An 18,071-nucleotide genomic window follows, 5' to 3' on the forward strand; every position below is an offset into this window, starting at 1 on the left:
CTCCCTCGTCAATCAGGCGCGTTTGGCGGCCGGCTTGTTGCCCATCATCTCACCGAGGCGCACCAAGCGTTCCGGCGCCCACTCGGGATTGAAGCCGATCGTGTCTTTCTTGAACAGCATGACGATGGTCGAGCCAAGCAGGAAGCGGCCCATTTCCTCGCCTTTTTTGAGGACGATGGTCTTGTCGTCGTAGCGCCATTCCTTGACCACGCCCGGGCGCGGAGGGTTCACCAGGCCGTGCCAGGTGGTGGCCATGCTGCCGACGATGGTCGCGCCCACCAGCACCAGCACAAAGGCGCCATGCTCCTTCGAGTTGAACACGCAGACCACGCGCTCGTTGCGGGCGAACAGGTTGGGAACGCCGCGCGCGGTGGTCGGGTTGACCGAAAACAGGGCACCAGGTATGTAGATCATGCGCGTCAGGCGGCCTTCGCACGGCATGTGCAGGCGGTGGTAATCCTTGGGGCTGAGGTACAGGTTGGCAAAACTGCCATGCTGGAACTGGGCCGCCAGGGTCGCGTCGCCGCCCACCAGCGCGGTGGTGCTGAACTTGTGGCCCTTGGCCTGGAAGATCTGGTCGTCGTCGATGCCGCCGAACTGGCTGATCGCGCCATCGACCGGACAGACGAAATCGGCCTTGGCCAGCGGTCGCGCATCCGGGCGCAGGGGGCGCGTGAAAAATTCGTTGAAGCTGGCGTAGCTGGCGATGTCCGGATTGGCCGCTTCTTCCATGTTCACGCCGTATTGGCCGACGAACCAGCGAATCAGGGTGGTGGTGTACTGGCCGCCCTGGTGGCTGGCGACGCGGCCCGCGAATCGGGTCAGACCTTGTTTGGGAAGTAAATACTGGGGAATGACTTTTATGCGATCGGACACGGGCTTCAACCTGTTTAAAAAACGATGGCCAATTATAACGGCGCGCCGCGCCTGTGCAGCGCTTTCCGGCCCCTGCAAGGCCAATGCGATGAAAAATAGTCAAGAAGGAGCGGCGGTGCGGCGCGCCGCTCAGCGCTGCCGCACGCCGCCGGCCATCACGGCGGGCGGGTAATGGCGCTTGAGGCTTTCGTACACGGCGCCCGACTTGACGGCGCCCGCCAACAGGTTCTGGAGCATGGCGCGGTCGCCGGCGCTCACCGCCCGCTTCGAGATATAAATGCCGCTTTCGCCCCACGGCAGCTCCTCGAGCGGCTCGATGCGCAGCTTGGGCGTCATCCAGGCGAAGCGCTTGTCGTTGGCGATGGCGCTGGCGAAGACGGTCGGCGCCATCAGGGTCACATCGGCAAAGCCGGCATCGAGCACGCGCGCCACGGCGGCGCCGTCTTTTTCGAGCAGCAGGCGGCCCTGGGCCGACAATTGATCGATCAGTTCCAGGTAGGCGGTGCCGTAGTCGAAGCCGCGCACCAGCACCACGCGCAGCTCCTTGCGCGCGAGCAGTTCGCGGATCGAGCGCACCGGCGCTCGCGTGGCGTCGACCGAGAGCAGGGTGGCGCGGGTGCCGATGACTGGGACGAAGTAGCCATGCTGGTCGCGCCGCGGGGTGCGCACGGCCGGCAACAGCAGATGCGACTTGCCGGCTTCGAACATGGCTTCCTGGCGCGCGCGCGGCACCACCGAGAACGTGAACCTGCAGTCGCTTTTGGCGCTCACGCCGCGCAGCAGTTCGGGGTAGATGCCGCCCACCGCGTCGCCTTTGATCGTCACGCTCAGGGCCGTGGGTGCGACCGGGACCAGAAATGGTTGCTCGCAGGAAGCTGTCGCCATGGCGCTGGCGCAGGTGGCCAGGACGGCGGCGATCAGTGCGGCCGCGCGGGTCCCACTGCGAGTAGAGGATTTGCCCATTTACCAATTCTAGCGCATGCCCGCCTCACGTGCGCACCCGATGTGATTTGAAATAGAAAAGTGCAACGCCCACCGCCACCGCCTGCATCGCAGCGCACAAAAAGAAGGTGCTGCCGATGCGCCAGTCGTGCGGCGGCAGGTGGCTGGCCAGCCCCAGGATGGCGGTGCCCAGCAGCGGCATGAAGATCACCCCCAGGCTGCTGATCGATTGCAGCGAGCCCATCAGTTCGCCCTGGGAATTCGCGTCGGAACCGCGCGAAATAATGCTCTGCAAGGCCGGGCCCACGGTAAACGATAACAAATTGCACAATATGAAAACGTACATCATCCAGCCCTTGGTGGCCAGGCCGTACAGGACAAAGGTGATGCAGCCCGAGACCATTCCCAGCAGCGACAGGCGCACCTCGCCGAAGCGTTTCATCAGCATGCCCAGCAGGCCCGCTTGCACCACGGCCGCCGACAGGCCCACGCAGAACAGGGCCACGCCGTTGTCGCCCGGGCTCCAGTTGAAGCGGAAGGTGGTGTACAGCACCCAGGTCGACTGCAGCATCATCTGGGCGAAGCTGGTCAGGGCGAACACGATCACCACCGCGCGGATGTCGGTGCGGCGCACCAGTTTGAGCAGCGACGAGAACGGGTTGATTTTCGCGATGGTAAACGCCGAGCGGCGCGACAGCGGCAGCGACTCGGGCACGGCGATGTAACCGTAGACGAAGTTGGCCGCGCACAGGGCGGCGGCCACGTAGAACGGCAGTTGCAGGTTGATTTCGCCCAGCATGCCGCCCAGCGCCGGGCCGCAGATGAAGCCCAGGCCGAAGGCGGCGCCCACCTTGCCGAAGCTTTTGGCGCGCGTTTCGGGCGTCGATATGTCGGACGCATAGGCCGAGGCGACCGACATGCTGGCCGAGGACATCCCGCCGATCACGCGGCCGATGAACATGAAGGCCAGGTTGGGCGCCCAGGCGGTAAACAGGAAGTTCAGGCACATGCCGGCCATCGAGTAGAGCATCACCGGGCGCCGTCCCACGCGGTCGCTGATGGCGCCCAGCATGGGCATGAAGATGAACTGCATCAGCCCGAACACCATGGCCAGCACGCCGAACCAGAAGGCCTGTTCATCGCGCCCGTGCACGAACTGGCCGACCAGGGGCGGCATGACCGGGATGATCAGGCCGATGCCGAGCATGTCGATGAAGACCGCGACCAGCACGAAATTGAGGCTGGTCGGGGGTAGGGGGGCGACAGGTGCGGCGGCGGGACTACTGCTCATGGAGAAAAGCCCGGGGCCGGGCGCGAAAGGGCGAACCCGTATCTTAGCCTACTCCGCCCGTTGCGAGCGCGGCCGTGCCTACAAGAGCCTATCTCAGTAGATCGGGGGAAGCGGATGGCGATGCATGGCAAGCGCGGGCAAGGCGCGAGGAGGCCGCATGGCTAGCCATGCAACGACGAGGGTATTGCGCAGCAATACCGAGGCAGCCCGCGTTTGCCAGGCGCGTCAGCTGCGACTCCGATCTACTGGGATAGGCTCTAAAGTCCACTCCTGCGCGAAGGCGGCCCGGAAGGTCGTCAGTTGCGCCAGCCGGGCCGCTCCCAGCGCGCGCCCGGCGGCGGTCTGCATCATCCCTGGCAGCCTGGCCAGCTTGACTTCGATATGGTCGAGCGCATAGGCGCGGTCGTCGCGCTCGCGGTGCTCGGCCAGCGGATCGTCGGGATGGGCCAGCGCGCTGCCCATCTGGCCGGCGATATAGAACAGGCGCGCCAGGCCCACGGCGCCCAGGGCGTCGAGGCGGTCGGCATCCTGCACCAGCTTCGCTTCGATGCTGTGCGCTTGCAGCGCCGCCGAAAAGCTGTGGGTTTCGATGGCGTGGGCCACCGTGTCGAGCTTCTCGTCCGGGAAGCCGATCGCGGCCAGTTCGCGCCGCGCCAGTTCGGCCGAGCGGCGTGAGGCCATGCCGCGCTCCGGATGGTTCTTGGGCAGGTTGACCAGGTCATGCAGGTAGCACGCCGCCATCACGGCCAGCGCGTCGGCGTCCGGGTGGCTGGCCAGCAGCGCCTGCGCATTGCGCCAGACGCGCTGCAGGTGATTGATGTCGTGGGCGCCGTCGTCGCCGCAGGCGGCGCTGGCCAGGGCCTGCAGGCGTGGTTGCCAGGTACTCAGTTCGTCGGTGGTCATTGCATGCTCCTGGTAGGGGGAGCGATTATGCCATGTCCGCTGGTTCGAACGCGGCCACGGCGCGCTGCGAGAGGGCGTCGGCGGCCTGGTTCTTGTGGCGCGGCAGCCAGCGCACGCAGGCGTCGTCGATTCGCGCCAGCAGCGCCTGCGCGCGCGCCCGGTACTCGCGCAGCGATGGCGCGCCGGCCGACGCGGGGCCATTCACATCGTCGATCACGACGCGGCTGTCGCCATGCACGCTCAAGCCGCGCGCGCCGATGGCGACCGCCGCTTCGAGCACCGCGATCAGCGCCAGGTATTCCGCTTCACTGCTGTTGCCGTAGCCGGCCGGGCGGGAGATCTCGATTTTTTCCGCGGCCGGGCCGGTGAGCAGGGCGCCGATGCCGCAGCGTCCCGGATTGGGGTGCGCCGAGCCGTCGAACCAGGCGCGCCAGGCGCAAGGCGGGCCATCGTGTTTGCCGGTGGTGGCGCTGCGCGCCAGTGCGCGCCTGGCGTCGCGCGCGGCCAGGCGCGCCGTTTCGGTCGCCGCCAGCGCGGCGCGTTGCTCCAGCAGGTGCGCCAGGCCGTGCGCGCCGGCGCGTTGTTCGAGCGTGGCGCGCAAGGCTTGTTCTTCGCCGATGCCGGTGCGGGCGGCGAGCTTGCGGCTGGCGCTGCGTTCGGACTTGAAGGCCGCCGCCAGCAAATGGGTGAGTTCGGTCATGGCGACAGCATAACCGTAACGGCAATTTGTTGCCCAAATGATGCGCTTGCGACGGTTGGAAGCCCTCATCAGCACGATTGTGGCGCATCAAACTGCCGAGCCCGTCAATGCCTAGTATGGCCCTTAGCGGTCCGCACGAGGTGAGTGGAATTGCCACTCAACCAGTTTCAATTATTCAAGGAGAACATCATGCGTAACTTGACCAGCACTGAACTGCAACATGTGTACGGCGGTGGCAATTCCGATTGCCACACCAAATGCCATAGCAAGAGCAAGAGCAAGAGCCGTTGCAAGAGCAAAAGCAAGAGCAAAAGCCGTGGTTGCGGCAGCAAGTCGCACAGCCGCGGCCGGGGCCGTGGCAGCCTGCTCGGATGGCTGCTGTAAAGCGTTTCTTGCTTAAGCGTATTGCCGTGCAATTGTTCCGTTAATTGGCGGAACTACTTCTTCAGTCCGCCGCCGGACGCGGCGGTGGACTGAATTTTCCAGTGAGGTTGCAAAATGCACGATTCCGACATTCCAGCACCCGAGGCCGCGTTGGCGCGGCCGACCCACGAAGAACTGTGGCTGCTCGGCCAGGCGCCGCTGCAAAAGTATCTCGATTTCGCCGACGACCTGTGCGCCGAGTCGATCGAGGCCATCCGCCCCGCGCTGATTCGCGAATGGAGCGCGGCCAACCTGTATTACGAAGAACTGGCAAAAACCGAGGCCGGCATTGCCGACGATCTGGACTGCGCCGCGCTGCCTGCCGCAATGGCGCCGCTGGCCGCGCAGGTATGCGCCAGTTCGCAGTACACGCGCACCTTCAACAGCCTGCCGACCCGCATCGCCATGGTCGAACTGGGGCGCATGGTGGTATGCCAGAACCACGTCACGCGCACCTTTGTGGACCAGCTCAAGGCGCAGTTGGGACCCAATCCCGATGCCGCCGCGCTATTCGATTTTTGCTTCCCGCCCGACGACGTGCGCGCGCCGGTCCAGATCCGCGAGGCCGGCTCGAAGCGCTACGTGTTCCGCTCCGATTCCACCGATTTCCGCTTTCACGAACCGGTGCTGCTGCGCCCCGATCAACTGAACGACTACCGCGCTTCCGGCATGGTTGCCGGCGTGCTCGGCCTGGTGGTCGGCTACAGCGCCAACATCCTCAACGCCGTGTGCGATGACGACAGCGGCCGGCTGGTCCTCAACAACGGCTACCACCGCACCTGCGCCTTGCTCGAACTGGGCGTCACCCACGCGCCGTGCGTGATCCAGACCGTCAGCTCGCGCGACGAACTCGATCTGGTGGCCAAGTCGATCGTCGCCCAGGATCCCGGCTACTTCTTCAACGCGCCGCGCCCGCCGTTGATGCGCGACTTTGCCAATCCGCGCATCGGTAAAGTGCTGCGTATCAAAAGGATCGCCCGCATGATCGAGGTCAGTTACGATGTCCGCGACTACTTCATCGAAGAGTGAGGCCGGGCAGCCGCTGTTCCGGCCGCAGGTGCTCAGTGAACAGCAAACGCGCTGGCTCGGCACGGTCGCCATTCGCCCGCGCCTGTCGCACCGCTGGTACGCTTGCGCCTCGCTCCTGATCGTCGCCGCCATCACGGCCACGCTGTTCATGGCCAGCTACACGCGCAAGGCGCGCGTGGCCGGCTGGCTGGTGCCGGAGCAGGGCATGATCCGCGTGTTCTCGCCGCGCGTGGGCGTGGCCACCAAGTTGATGGTGCGCGAAGGCGACGTGGTCGCCGCCGGCCAGGCGCTCGTTGCGCTGTCGGGCGAGGAACGCAGCGTGGCCGTGGGCGAGACCAACGCCCAGGCGGCGCAGGAACTGCGGGCGCAGCGCGCCAGCCTGGGCGCCGAACAGGCGCGCGCGACCCAGTCGTTCGAACAGCAGCGCGCCATGCTGGTCGATCGTATCGCCGCCGCGCGCGCCGAGCAAGAGAACATGGTGCAGGAAATCGCCCTGCAAAAACGCCGCGTGGCCCTGGCCCGCACCTCCGAAAAGCGGCTCGAAGAACTCAAGGCGCGCGGCTTCATCTCGGCGCAGCAGGTGCAGAACACGGCCGAAGCCACGCTCGACCAGGCGGGCAAGCTGCGTTCGCTGGAGCGCGCCTTGTCCTCGCTCGGGCGCGAACGCATGGCGCTGGAGGCGGAACTGAACGACATGCCGCTCAAGCTGGCCACGCAAAACGCGCTGGTGGCGCGCAGCACCAGCGCCATCGACCGTGAACTGGCCGAGGTGGCGGCCAAACGCGAACTGCTCATCACGGCCCCGCAGGCCGGCACCGTGACCGCGATCCATACCTCGCGCGGGGCGGCGGTGAACACCGGCGCACCGGTGCTGAGCATCGTGCCGCGCGGCGCCACCCTGGAGGCGCACCTGTACGCGTCGAGCCGGGCCATTGGCTTCGTGCGGGCGCAGCAGCAGGTCCAGCTGCGCTACCTGGCCTATCCGTATCAAAAATTCGGGCACTACCTCGGCGCCATCAAGAGCATTTCGCGCACCGGCATCGAGCCGGCCGAGCTGCCGGCCCAGTTCGGGGCGGTGACGGGCGACGGCAAGGCCGGCGAAGCGCTGTACCGCATCACCGTCACGCTGGCGCGCCAGGATGTAACGGCCTACGGCGCGCGCGTGCCGCTTGCCCCCGGCATGCAGGTCGACGCCGATATTTTGCTCGAGCGCCGCCGTTTGTACGAATGGGTGCTCGATCCGGTCTACACCATCACCGGGAGACTGGGACGATGAGCAAACCACTTGACGCCGCCGCCGGCCTGGGCGTACGCCTGCCGTCGATCCTGCAAACGGAAGCTGCCGAATGCGCTCTGGCCTGCCTGGCGATGATCGCCGCATATCATGGCAACGGCAGCGACCTGGCGCACCTGCGGCGCCGCTTCGGCATGTCGCTGCGCGGCGCCACGCTCAAGGACCTGGTTGGCATCGGCGTGCACCTGGGACTGGCCTCGCGGCCCCTGCGGCTCGAACCCGAAGAACTGGAGATGCTGGCCACGCCCTGTATCCTGCACTGGGACCTGAACCACTTCGTGGTCCTGAAACAGGTGAGCGCCAAGGGCGTCGTGATCCACGATCCGGCGGTCGGCGTGCGCCGCCTGCCGCGTGCCACCGTGCTGAAACACTTTACCGGGGTGGCGCTGGAACTGAGTCCCACCGCCGCTTTCGAGTCGGGACAGGCGCGCCCGCGTGTGCGCCGCGCCGCGCTGCTCGGGCGCATGACCGGCGTGAAGCAGTCGCTGTTCGCACTGGCCGCCATGGCGCTGGCGATCGAGGTGCTGGCCGTGGTCAGCCCGTTCTTCATGCAGTGGGTGGTCGACGAAGCGCTGGTCAGCGCCGACCGCGACCTGCTGCTGACGCTCTCGTTGGGGTTTGCATTTTTGCTGATCATCCGGGTGGCGGTGACGGCGGCGCGCGGCGCCACCCTGATCGCCATTTCCAGCACCATCAAGGTGGCCGGGCGCGCCAGCCTGTTCGGCCACCTGGTCAGCCTGCCGGCGGCGTATTTCGAAAGCCGCCACCTGGGCGACATCATGTCGCGCTTCGGCTCCCAGGAAGTGATCCTGCAAGCGATCACCACCGACATGGTCGAAATCCTGCTCGACGGCCTGATGGCGGCCATCACCCTGTGCGTGATGCTGTTCTACGCGCCCCAACTGGCCATGCTGGTGGTGGCGGGGAGCGTGCTGTATGCGCTGGTGCGCGCCGCGTCGTACACGGCGCTGCGCGATGCCTCGGTCGAAGCGATCGTGTGGGGCGCAAAGCGCGACAGCCACTTTCTCGAAACCCTGCGCGGCATGCGCACCATTAAACTGTTCAACGCGCAGGCCTCGCGCCAGGCCCACTGGCTCAACCTGCTGGTGGAAACCGTGAACCGCCAGGTGACCACGCAAAAACTGGGGCTGATGTTCCGCACCGTGAACTCGCTCCTGATCGGCATTATCGCGATCCTGGTGGTGTGGCTGGGGGCCGAGCGCGTGTTGAACAATACGTTCTCGGTCGGGATGCTGCTCGCTTTTATCAGCTACAAGGACCAGTTCATGGGGCGCGTGAGCGCCTTGATCAACAAGGCGCTCGACCTGTTCATGCTGCGCCTGCACGCCGAACGCCTGGCCGACATTGCGCTCACGCCGCCGGAAGTGTGCGAAGTGTGCCACCTTCCGCTGCCGTCGAACCAGGAGAGCAAACCGATGGCGATCCGCCTGCGCGATCTGCGCTTTCGCTACGGCGCGGGCGACCCCTGGGTGCTCGATGGGATCGACCTGGAAATCGCCCCCGGCGAATCGGTGGCCATTGTCGGCCCGTCCGGCTGCGGCAAGACGACCTTGCTGCGCCTGTTGGCCAGTTTGCTCGAACCGGTAGAGGGCGAGATCGAGGTCGATGGCCGTGCGCTCAACCGGAGCGGTCTGGGCGAATACCGCGCCCAGATCGGCGTGGTGATGCAGGACGACCAGCTGTTCGCCGGCTCGATCGCCGACAACATCAGCTTCTTTGCCGATGCGCCGTCGATGGAACGGATCCGCGAATGCGCGCGCCGCGCCGCCGTGGAGGACGACGTGAACGCGATGCCGATGGGTTTTCATACGCTGATCGGCGACATGGGCACGGTCCTGTCGGGCGGGCAGAAACAGCGCATCCTGATCGCGCGCGCGCTGTACCGCGAACCGGTCCTGCTGTTGCTCGATGAAGCGACCAGCCATCTGGATGTGCAGCGCGAGCAGGCTGTCAACGCCGCCATCGGCGCCTTGCCGATGACCCGCATCATCGTCGCGCACCGGCGCGAAACGATTCTGTCGGCCGGGCGCATCATCGTGCTCGAAGAGGGCAAGGTGGCTTGCGACCTGCGCGGGGAAGAGGGCAGGGCCGCTTATCTTGCGCGCATGGCGCCGGGCGACGCATGAAAAAGCGCCAGCCGGGTAGCCGGGCTGGCGCTTGTTGAAACTACACCGGATTAGTCGCGGCGTGGATTGTCGGGACGGCTGTCGCGGCGGTTCGGGACGCCGTCGCCATCGCGGTCGCGGTCGGCGCGGTTCGGCACACCGTCGTTGTCGCGATCGCGGTCGTAGGCGTCGGGCACGCCGTCACGGTCGCGGTCACGGTGTTCAAGGCGGTCCGGCACCCCATCGCGGTCGCGGTCGCGGCCTTCCAGGCGGTCCGGGACGCCGTCGCGGTCACGGTCGCGGCCCTCGAGGCGGTCCGGGATGCCGTCGCGGTCACGGTCGCGGCCTTCAAGGCGGTCCGGGATACCGTCACGGTCGCGGTCGCGGCCTTCGCCATGGCGGCTCCAGCGGGCCGGTTCCATGTACCAGTTGCCATCGCGCTGGATCCAGGCCGGCTGCGAGTACACATAGCCCGCCCGGTCGCGCATCCACTGGCCGCCGATCCAGGCGTGGCGGTTGCCGCGCCATTCCCAGTGACCGGGAACCCACACATGACCGGCGCGCGGGCGCGGCATGCGTTCGTAACGTGGCGGTGGCGGCGCGACGCGCACTACCGCATAGTTTTGCTGCGACACCTGCTGCCAGCCGCCCTGGTTGAGTCGATAGCTGTTGTTATCGCGGATCCATTCGGTACGGCGGTATTCGTAGCCGCTGCGCGCGTTTTCCCAGTGGCCGGCGGTCCAGACGTGGCGGTTGTTTTCCCAGTTCCAGAAACCGGGCGCCCACACGTAGCCGTTGCGTGGCGCCGGCACGCTTTCGAAGCGCGGTGCGGGCGGGGCGGTGTTGATGATCACGCGGAAGTCAGTTTGAGCGACCGACGGCAGCGGCATGAAACCGGTGGCGCCAAGGGTGATCAGTGCTGCAAAGGTCAGGGTGCGCTTCATTTTTACTTCTCCTTGTGAATTCCTATGAATCCAATATAGCAAGGCGCCCGACGCTTCCGGACCATTGATTCACCTGCTTACAATTGAAACAGAATCCGGGGCAAACGTAAGTTCCGTAACGTGGGCCGGCAAGCTTGCACAGTTGATAAGCTTGCTTGGTTTCGCTGCGCCCCCCGCTAGTGCCAGGCAGGCCACGCGCGAGGCGTGCCACGGAATTTGCGGAGAAATGATGACAGGCTGGCTCGATTCGGTTGTGCAGGCGTGGTCCGGACGCCGGACGGCATGGCGCCGCGCGCGCCACTTGCGCCAGGGTGCGCGGCAAGCGGTGGCGCCACGCACGTTTGCGCTCACCTCGGCGCACTGGATCGGCGCGGCCGGCGCCATCGCCGCGTGCGCGGGCGCGCTGCTCATCAGCGCCCACGCGCGCCACCTGGCCGCTTCATCGGAACCCGGCGCCGCCATCCTGCATGACGCCGGCCTACCGGTATCGGCCGATGCCTTGCAGGGCGCCTTGCCCGGAGCGCAATTTGACGTGGCGCCGCAGCCCGGCATCAGCGTTACGTCCCACGCCGGCGGAACGCTGCTGGTCGCGTCCAGGCTGCGCAGCGCGCCGCCCGTGCGGATCGACCTGTGCACGCAAATGCAGGGTCCCGCCAATGCGCGCCTGCTTCCGCTGCGCATCGGCTACCGCTTCGCCGACGTGGCGCGCTGGGTCGCCCGCAACGACGCCTCGGCCAGCCCAGTCACGCTGCGTAACATCGCCCTGGCCGGGCCGGACGTGGCGGGCATGCCGCAAGTACAACTGAGCGGCAGGGCCTCGATCGATTATGCCGCCCCATTGCGGCTCGAATGGACCGGGGCGCAGCCGGCCATGCGCTGGGTCGGCGAGGGCGCGCTCGCCGCTGGGGGCGCGCGCGGCGCGGCCGATCTGCGGCGCGAGGGCTGGCTGGTCTGGAAAGACGCCGCCTTGCGCTTCCAGCGCCGTGCCAGCAAGCGCTGTCCGCAGGCCGGCGAGCTGCTGGTCCAGCTTTTCCAGACGGGCGATGTCGCCAACGCCGCCAAAGCGCTGGTGGTGGCGTTTCCGGCCGACGGGCCGGCCGTGTCGGCGTGGTTCTCTCCCGGGCGTTACCAGGTGCCGCTGCTGCCGCGCGCCAGCCTGGAAGACCAGGCCCTGTTCCAGGCCTTGCAGCGGCATGGCCTGGTGCGCCTGGGTTCCGGCGGACTGGCGGAACTGGCGCCGCGCGACCTGGCGGCATGGCAGGCGGTCGGCGACGGCACGCGCGCCGCGCAACTGGCCGGCTGGCCCGGTGCGCGCCTCGATCCCGATTCCCTCAAGCTGCTCAAGCGCCTGTACCGCATGGCCGACGGCGACTATGTGCGCGAACAGGTCCAGGTGTTCAACAGCGAACGGCGCCTGCTGGCGTGGCGCATGAAGCCGCATCAGGGCGGCGAGTGGCAGGCCAGCGTGGCCAGCGCGCCGGCGTCCACCACCGCGTCGATGCCGCCGGCGGCCGCGCGCCTGTTCGCCGATGTGCCGCAAGGCTGGGCGCCATGGACCCGCGTCAAAGCCTGGCCGGACGCCGTCGCCGGTGCGTCCGCGCGCCTGACGCTTGCGCTTCCGCGTGCCGCGCAAGCCGGCCAGGCGATCGAATTGATGCTGGTCGGGCGCCTGCTGTCGGTGGATGGCGCGCGCCTGCGCGGCCAGCCCCGCGACGCCTGCAGCGGGCGCGATTGCCCCTCGGCTGGGTCGGTCCAGTCGCTGGTGCTGGACGTGGAGCCCGGCGCGCGCGGCATCACCCTGGACGCCGCGCCGCTGCGCATGGCCGGTCTCGCGGGCGACCAGCAGTATCGCCATCTGCGCGTGGCCGGCGGCCAGTTGGCATGGCAGCCGCTGGCGGCCAACAGCGCCACCGCCCGCGCCACGACCCTGGCGTCGGTGACCCTGGCCGACCGTCATGGCACGGTCCTCTGGAGCGGCGGCGAGCCAAGCCGCGCGGCGCGCGATGCGGGACTGGCGCCGCTGCTCGGCATCCGCGCGGCGCACGCCAACAGCGTGGCCGGCATGCTGGCGCGCCTGCCCGCGCCCGATGGCGTGACCCACCAGGCGCGCCTGACCCTCGATTTGGCCTTGCAAACGGCCAGCCAGCAGGCGCTCGAGTGCATCGGGATGCGGCGCGGCCACTGGAACGGCGGCGCCTGCAGCGGCGCGCAGGCGGTGACGCCGGGCCGCCAGGCCGGCCTGGTGATCCTCGATACCGCCACCGGCGACGTGCTGGCGGCGGCCGGCGCCGGCGGCGCCGCCGTCACCCCGGCCAACTGGAACGAGGTGCGCGATTTCGACCGCGCCAATCCGGCCCGCAGCCCGTTGCGCCTGCCGGCCTTGCAGCACGATGGCGGCGCCCACCGCAGCCCCGGTTCGACCTTCAAGGTGATCAGCGCGCTGGGGCTGGAACTGGCCGCCAGGCGTGATCCGCAGCTCGAAGCGCTGCTGGCCGGCCTGCCGCTGCCGGCGATCAACCGCATGGCGCAGTCGAAGGGCTTCGCCTTCCAGACCAATGCGGCCAGTTATCCGCTCGATACCAGACTGGCCCACATCACCAACTACAAGGACCAGCACCTGGACCGGCGCGCGCAGGATGGGCGTCTTGGCTTGTCGCAGGCGCTGACCTACAGCCTCAATACCTGGTTCGCCTGGTCCGGTGAGCTGAGCGACCGCAGCCTGTTCGGGCGGCCGGACGGCGGCGCGCCCGACCTGCAGGCGCTCGACGGCGGCGCGCTCGACAGCGTGCGCCCGATCGTGGCAATGGCGCACCGGCTCGGCTTCGAACAGGCCGCGCGCCTCGATGGCGGCTTGCTGCCGCCCGATTTTTCATGGTCAAGCTGGGACGCGCTGCAAGCGAGTGCCGCCCACATCGATCCGATTCACACGCGCCACGAGCTGCGCCAGATGGCGATCGGCCTGCGCATGCAGGTCACGCCGCTGCAAATGGCGCTGGTGGCCGGCGCCGTGGGCGAGGGCAGGGTGATCGCTCCGCGCCTGCTGCTCTCGCTCGACGGCCGCGACGCGCTTGCCGGCGCCACGCCGGCGCTCGGCGTGCGCCTGGACCGGGTGCGCTCCGGGATGAAGGGCGTGGTCGACAGCGGCACGGCGGCCGGCGCCTTTCGCGGCGCGCACCTGGCGGCGGTGCGGCGTGGCCTGTCCGGCAAGACCGGCACCTCGCCTTCCATCGTGGATGGACGCGACCTGGCCACGGTGTGGTTCACCGGCTGGCTGGAACCGGGCAGCCTGCCGGGCCAGACCCGGCGCCTGGCGGTGGCGGCCTTTGTCAGCCATTCCGACGCTACCGGGGGCGAGCACGCGGCGCCCATCGTGGCGGCCGTGCTGGGGGCGATGGCGGCCCAGAATCCAGAACAGAAGGGTAAATAGGCGTTTCAAGCGCGCCTTGCCGATTCCGGTTGTATGGCATTATTTTGATGCCAAGACAACGATAGGGATGCTATGCGCTTGCCGGGAACCCGGTATCAGGAGCAGGGCTGGGAACAGGTGCGCAAACTGCTTGGGCACTGCTCCCTGGAGGCGTTTGCGGTTCTGTCGCCGGCGCGCCTGCTTGATGCGCCCGACGCGCCCGATACGCTGGCCGAGTATGTGGACCTGGCGGCCGAAGCGCTGCACGCGTGCGCGCGCTCGGCGCGTGCCGGGGCGAGCGCCAACAGCTATGGCGAAAGCGTGCTCGAACTGGCACTGAGCCTGTTGTACGAGCTGCGCGCGCGCCCCGCCGACTGGGCCGCCTTGTCCGCCGCGGTGGCCAACGAACACCGGAAAATCGGCCCGTTCTGGGCTGCGCCCGGCGGCGACGCCATGTTGCGCAAAAAGGTCAACGATATGTACGCGGGCGTGCGCGATAAAGTCGATTCGGACAACTACCAGGCCGCCTGCGGGCGCGCTTGCAGCCCTAACAAGATGTATGCGTACCGCATGCTGGACACCGCCTACAGCGACATCGCGCGCATTTTCGGTGGCTGGCGCGAGCATGCCGCGCAGGTGGCGGCCATCCTCGGACGCGAGGTGACGGCGATGCCGATCGAAGTGCGCCAGATGCGCTCCATCGGCGCCTGCAAGGCCGAGTGGGTGCTGCGCTGGAGCGAGTCGCTGGAACGCTTCGGCGGCGGCGCGGGGCCGCTGCACACCAAATCGAAGCGCTTCGCCAACCTGAAAACCAGCCCCGGGAAGATCGGCGCCATGCTGCTCGAGATCGGCGATTACGAAGAATTATCGTCCAACCGCGACAGCGACTGGCTGCACGACGCCGGCGAAGCGGCCAACTGGCTCGAAGACCTGTGGAGGGTGGCCGACGCCGCCGTCGAAGAGGGCGAGAGCCGCATCCTGCCAGAGGTGGCGCTTGATAGCGACGGCGCGCAGCCCGATCCGGCCGCACCGGAGGCGCCGCAGCCGGCCCCCTACGACAGCGCGATTGCCGCCAGCCTTTCACTGCCCCCCCGCTTCATGGAACTGGCGTGGGTGGCGCAGGAGCACGGCAGCTGGAGCGCCCGCGCACTGGCGGCGACTTCGCTGCCTGTGCGCCTCGCCGTGTATCTCAAGATGATCGGTGGGCAGGACGACAGCTATCCCGGCGAATGGCTGGACCCGGCCACCGGCGAGCTGCCGACCATGCAGCAACTGGCGCTGCTGGACCAGGTCTCGCTGCCCACCCTGCGCAAGCGCCGCGACGCCGCCATCGCCAGCCTGCTCGACGCTGTTCCATGAAGGAGAATGATGTGAAAATGAACCAGGAACCGGAGCGCAAGCTGCTTGAACGCCTGCTGCTGTCGCCGCGCGTGGAGGGCGACCGCCTGATGCTGGCCGACGCCGTGCTGCTCGCCGCCATCGACGCTAGCCACCCATTGAACAGCGCGGAACTGGCGGCCCTGCGTGCTTCGCCGCTGACCTTGCGCCGCTTTCGCCAGTTGGCGATCGAGCGGCGCGGCGCCGCGCGCGCGGCCAACGACGACACCTGGAGCGGCAGCGCCGGCATGCTGCGCGCCGCCTCCGGTGGCGCCGACCTGGCGCGCCTGCTGACCGACGACGGCCACTGGACGCTGCATTTCGTTGCCCACGATGACGACTGGCGCCTGATCCTCTCGCTCGACGCCGCCGCGCCGTTCGCCGCGCGCCTGCTGCGCGAGCAAGCGATACTGCGCGTGGTCGACGGCGGCGGGGCGATTTTGCTGCAAGGCCGGCTCGATGCCGACGGCGAACTGGAATGCGGCTGGCGCTTCGATGGCGCGCCCGCATCGCACTTCCAGCAGTGCGGCGCGTGCTTCGCGGTGGAACCGGTGCCCGCGTGAGAAACACCATGATCGGGCTGTTCAAACGCCACGCCAAAGCCACCCCGCCCGATACCACGGCGCTGGGCACGGCCACGCTGGCGCTGCGCATGGGCTCCGGCTGCACGGTGCCGAAGGGCTGTACCGGCGTGGTGGCCGACCAGGGCGGCCACACGCGCCGCGTTACCGAAGGCAGCCGCATGGTGCTGGCCGAGACCGAGAACGCATTCTGCTTTCATCCCGGCCCGTATGGTGTCGACCTGGCGCCGTTCGCCGCCGCGCCCGAACTGGGCCTGCGCCTCTCGTTCGCCGTCGATGGTCCCGATCCGCGCGTGGCGCAGCAGCGCTTCGACCTGTTCCTGGCCAGCGAGGCGGGCGACACGCTCGGCGTGCGCGAGTTCGCGGCGTCCGTCGAGTGCGCGCTCCAGCGCGAACTGGCGCTCGGTCACCTGGCGCTGCCGCCTTGCACCACGCTGGACGAATGGAACACTTTTCGCGGCGGCTTCAACCAACTGTTATATACACGCTTCGGCATCAGCGTCGACGATTGCATGCCGGTGGACCTGGGCGATCGCATCGACTACGCGCAAATGCTGCTGGCGCGCGCGGTCAGCGTGGCGGATGCGCCGGCGCCGCCGGCGCAAAGCGAGCCGATTGCCGCGCCGTTGGACGCCATTGGCGCCGACGCCAAAGCGCTGCGCCGCCTGTTCCTCGAACTGCCTTGCGTCATGCACGGCCTGCGCATGGCGCTGCTGCCGCCCGGCCAGGCGCTGTTCCAGCGGCATGCGGCGCTGCTGCAGCGGCTCGACAGCGTGAGCCTGTCGGTCAACACCATGCCGGCGCTGGAGCTGGCCGCGCCGGGCCAGATGCTGCCGGCCGACCGCCAGTTGGCCCGCACCCGCCACAGCCTGCGCGCCGGCGCCGCGCTGGACGAAGCCTGGGCCTTGCTGGCCCGCCTGGGACTGGCCGGGGATGCCGACCTGGCGGCGCTGTTCGATGACGCCGACCGCATCATCGCCAACCTCGAACACGCATGCGCCGCGCGCCGCGTGGCCATAGTTCTCCCCGAAAGCGAGCCGGCATGAGCATTGCAACGGACAAACCGGCCGACAAACGCCACGGGGCCGAATGCCGCAGCGTGCTGGCCGGCGGCGCACTGCTGACCGTCAGCGCCACCGTGCGCCCGCGCGCGGGCCGCGCCGACGTCAAATGCAGCGGCGCCGGTGACGCCGCCCTGGCCGAACGCATGCAACAGGTGGTGCGCCTGGCGCGCCTGACCGAAGGCTGTTGCGACAGCCGCGACCAGGTGGTCATCAGCATCGATCGCGCTCCCGGGCGCCATGAACGCGACTGGGAACTGGCCGTGGTGCTGGCCGACCGCATGGCGCGCGGCGTGTGGCGGCCGAGCAGCCCGGTGCTGGCCAACGGCTGGTCCGAGCAATGGCAACTGGGACGCATCGGCGGCCATGACGTGGTCAACGCCCCGGCGCACGCGCTGCTGGGCGGGCCGGATGGCCTGGGCTGGCTGGGCGCGCTGACCGGGCAGCCCGACGGCGCGGCCAGCGTGGCCTCGGCGCGCGCCTGGTTCCCGCTGCACAGCGGCGGCGTCAACGACAGCTTGTGCTGGGTCGAGGTGAATGTGTATCCGCTGGGCGGTGTGGGCGCGGACGAAGAAGAAACCATCGCCGCGCCCGGGCTCGACCCGGTCCAGCTGCTGGCGGTGCGCCAGGCGCTGGCCGGGGCGCGCCATTTCGACGGCCGCGCGCTGGGTCGCTGGCGCACGGTGGTGCGCTTCGGGCAGGCGCGCTTCCAGGGTAATTCGTTCGAACTGGCGCTGGTGATGGCCGACCGCATGGCGCGGGGACGCGAATTCCTGGCGCGCGGGCGGGTGATCGCGAGCGGCTGCTCGGGCGCCTGGCACGCGGGGCGGGTCGATACGGTGGACGGCTGCGCGCCGAAGTGCGAACTGATTTTGCGGCAGGCCGTCGCCGGCGACCGCATTTTGCTGCCCAAAACGTGGGAAGACGCGCTGGCGCCGGGCTTTGCCGAGGCGCTGCGCGAACGCGGCGCCAGCGTGGCGCTGGTGGAGCGGATCGGGATTATTTGAACACCCGTTCAAGAGAAACGGCGAGGGGCGGTGTGCGCGACGGTCGTGCGCCTTGTCCCCTGCTAAAATCGTGACGGCCGTGCCAGGTTTCGTAAAATGTGGTGCAAGTTG

At 68.3% G+C, this 18,071-nt stretch carries 15 protein-coding genes; 9 read left to right on the plus strand and 6 right to left on the minus strand.

The features are described from left to right. Nucleotides 1–12 precede the first annotated feature (12 nt). From asd to F2P46_RS23585, 5 genes are all read right to left on the minus strand, one after another. Nucleotides 13–876: an archaetidylserine decarboxylase gene (asd, locus tag F2P46_RS23565; RefSeq protein ID WP_166894758.1), complete on the minus strand. Its 864-nt coding sequence runs from the start codon at nt 874–876 to the stop codon at nt 13–15. Between the two features lie 129 nt (nt 877–1,005). Beyond that, nucleotides 1,006–1,839 carry an amino acid ABC transporter substrate-binding protein gene (locus F2P46_RS23570; RefSeq protein ID WP_166894760.1) on the minus strand — a complete coding sequence of 278 codons (834 nt, stop codon included), beginning with the start codon at nt 1,837–1,839 and terminating at the stop codon, nt 1,006–1,008. 25 nt (nt 1,840–1,864) lie between these two features. Beyond that, complete coding sequence (locus F2P46_RS23575) at nt 1,865–3,109, minus strand: MFS transporter (RefSeq protein WP_166894762.1); 1,245 nt, start codon at nt 3,107–3,109, stop codon at nt 1,865–1,867. 225 nt (nt 3,110–3,334) lie between these two features. Then, a complete protein-coding gene (locus F2P46_RS23580; RefSeq protein ID WP_166894770.1) occupies nt 3,335–4,012 on the minus strand; it encodes an HD domain-containing protein in 678 nt (225 codons plus the stop codon). Between the two features lie 25 nt (nt 4,013–4,037). Beyond that, nucleotides 4,038–4,712 carry a ribonuclease HI family protein gene (locus F2P46_RS23585; RefSeq protein WP_166894773.1) on the minus strand — a complete coding sequence of 225 codons (675 nt, stop codon included), beginning with the start codon at nt 4,710–4,712 and terminating at the stop codon, nt 4,038–4,040. Between the two features lie 189 nt (nt 4,713–4,901). Here F2P46_RS23585 and F2P46_RS23590 point away from each other — a divergent pair, with 189 nt between their 5' ends. From F2P46_RS23590 to F2P46_RS23605, 4 genes are all read left to right on the plus strand, one after another. Then, the gene (locus F2P46_RS23590; protein ID WP_166894775.1) at nt 4,902–5,096 is read left to right on the plus strand and encodes a hypothetical protein; all 195 of its coding nucleotides are present in this window, start codon (nt 4,902–4,904) and stop codon (nt 5,094–5,096) included. 114 nt (nt 5,097–5,210) lie between these two features. Further along, nucleotides 5,211–6,164 (plus strand): hypothetical protein, encoded by a 954-nt coding sequence (locus F2P46_RS23595; RefSeq protein ID WP_166894777.1) that lies wholly within the window; start codon nt 5,211–5,213, stop codon nt 6,162–6,164. Then, nucleotides 6,136–7,440, plus strand: coding sequence for an HlyD family efflux transporter periplasmic adaptor subunit (locus F2P46_RS23600; RefSeq protein ID WP_166894779.1), 1,305 nt, complete (start codon nt 6,136–6,138; stop codon nt 7,438–7,440). Before F2P46_RS23595 ends, F2P46_RS23600 begins: the two co-directional genes overlap by 29 nt. Beyond that, complete coding sequence (locus F2P46_RS23605; protein WP_229509430.1) at nt 7,437–9,605, plus strand: peptidase domain-containing ABC transporter; 2,169 nt, start codon at nt 7,437–7,439, stop codon at nt 9,603–9,605. Before F2P46_RS23600 ends, F2P46_RS23605 begins: the two co-directional genes overlap by 4 nt. A gap of 50 nt (nt 9,606–9,655) precedes the next feature. Here F2P46_RS23605 and F2P46_RS23610 read toward each other — a convergent pair whose 3' ends face one another. After that, nucleotides 9,656–10,528, minus strand: coding sequence for a thrombospondin type 3 repeat-containing protein (locus F2P46_RS23610; RefSeq protein ID WP_166894782.1), 873 nt, complete (start codon nt 10,526–10,528; stop codon nt 9,656–9,658). Nucleotides 10,529–10,757: 229 nt separating this feature from the next. Between F2P46_RS23610 and F2P46_RS23615 the strand changes: the two genes are divergently transcribed. The 5 genes from F2P46_RS23615 to F2P46_RS23635 all read left to right on the plus strand — a co-directional run bounded on the left by F2P46_RS23615 (nt 10,758) and on the right by F2P46_RS23635 (nt 17,960). Next, nucleotides 10,758–13,955, plus strand: coding sequence for a penicillin-binding transpeptidase domain-containing protein (locus tag F2P46_RS23615; RefSeq protein WP_166894784.1), 3,198 nt, complete (start codon nt 10,758–10,760; stop codon nt 13,953–13,955). A 72-nt stretch (nt 13,956–14,027) separates the two neighbouring features. Next, complete coding sequence (locus F2P46_RS23620; RefSeq protein ID WP_166894786.1) at nt 14,028–15,293, plus strand: hypothetical protein; 1,266 nt, start codon at nt 14,028–14,030, stop codon at nt 15,291–15,293. 17 nt (nt 15,294–15,310) lie between these two features. After that, nucleotides 15,311–15,874: a hypothetical protein gene (locus F2P46_RS23625; protein ID WP_229509433.1), complete on the plus strand. Its 564-nt coding sequence runs from the start codon at nt 15,311–15,313 to the stop codon at nt 15,872–15,874. Beyond that, the gene (locus tag F2P46_RS23630) at nt 15,871–16,938 is read left to right on the plus strand and encodes a hypothetical protein (protein WP_368737949.1); all 1,068 of its coding nucleotides are present in this window, start codon (nt 15,871–15,873) and stop codon (nt 16,936–16,938) included. The genes F2P46_RS23625 and F2P46_RS23630 overlap by 4 nt, the downstream gene beginning before the upstream one ends. Beyond that, the gene (locus tag F2P46_RS23635) at nt 16,935–17,960 is read left to right on the plus strand and encodes a hypothetical protein (protein WP_166894790.1); all 1,026 of its coding nucleotides are present in this window, start codon (nt 16,935–16,937) and stop codon (nt 17,958–17,960) included. The genes F2P46_RS23630 and F2P46_RS23635 overlap by 4 nt, the downstream gene beginning before the upstream one ends. Nucleotides 17,961–18,071 lie beyond the last annotated feature (111 nt).

This window comes from Massilia sp. CCM 8734, from assembly GCF_011682155.1.
In the GTDB taxonomy this organism is placed as follows: Bacteria; Pseudomonadota; Gammaproteobacteria; order Burkholderiales; family Burkholderiaceae_D; genus Telluria_A; species Telluria_A rubra.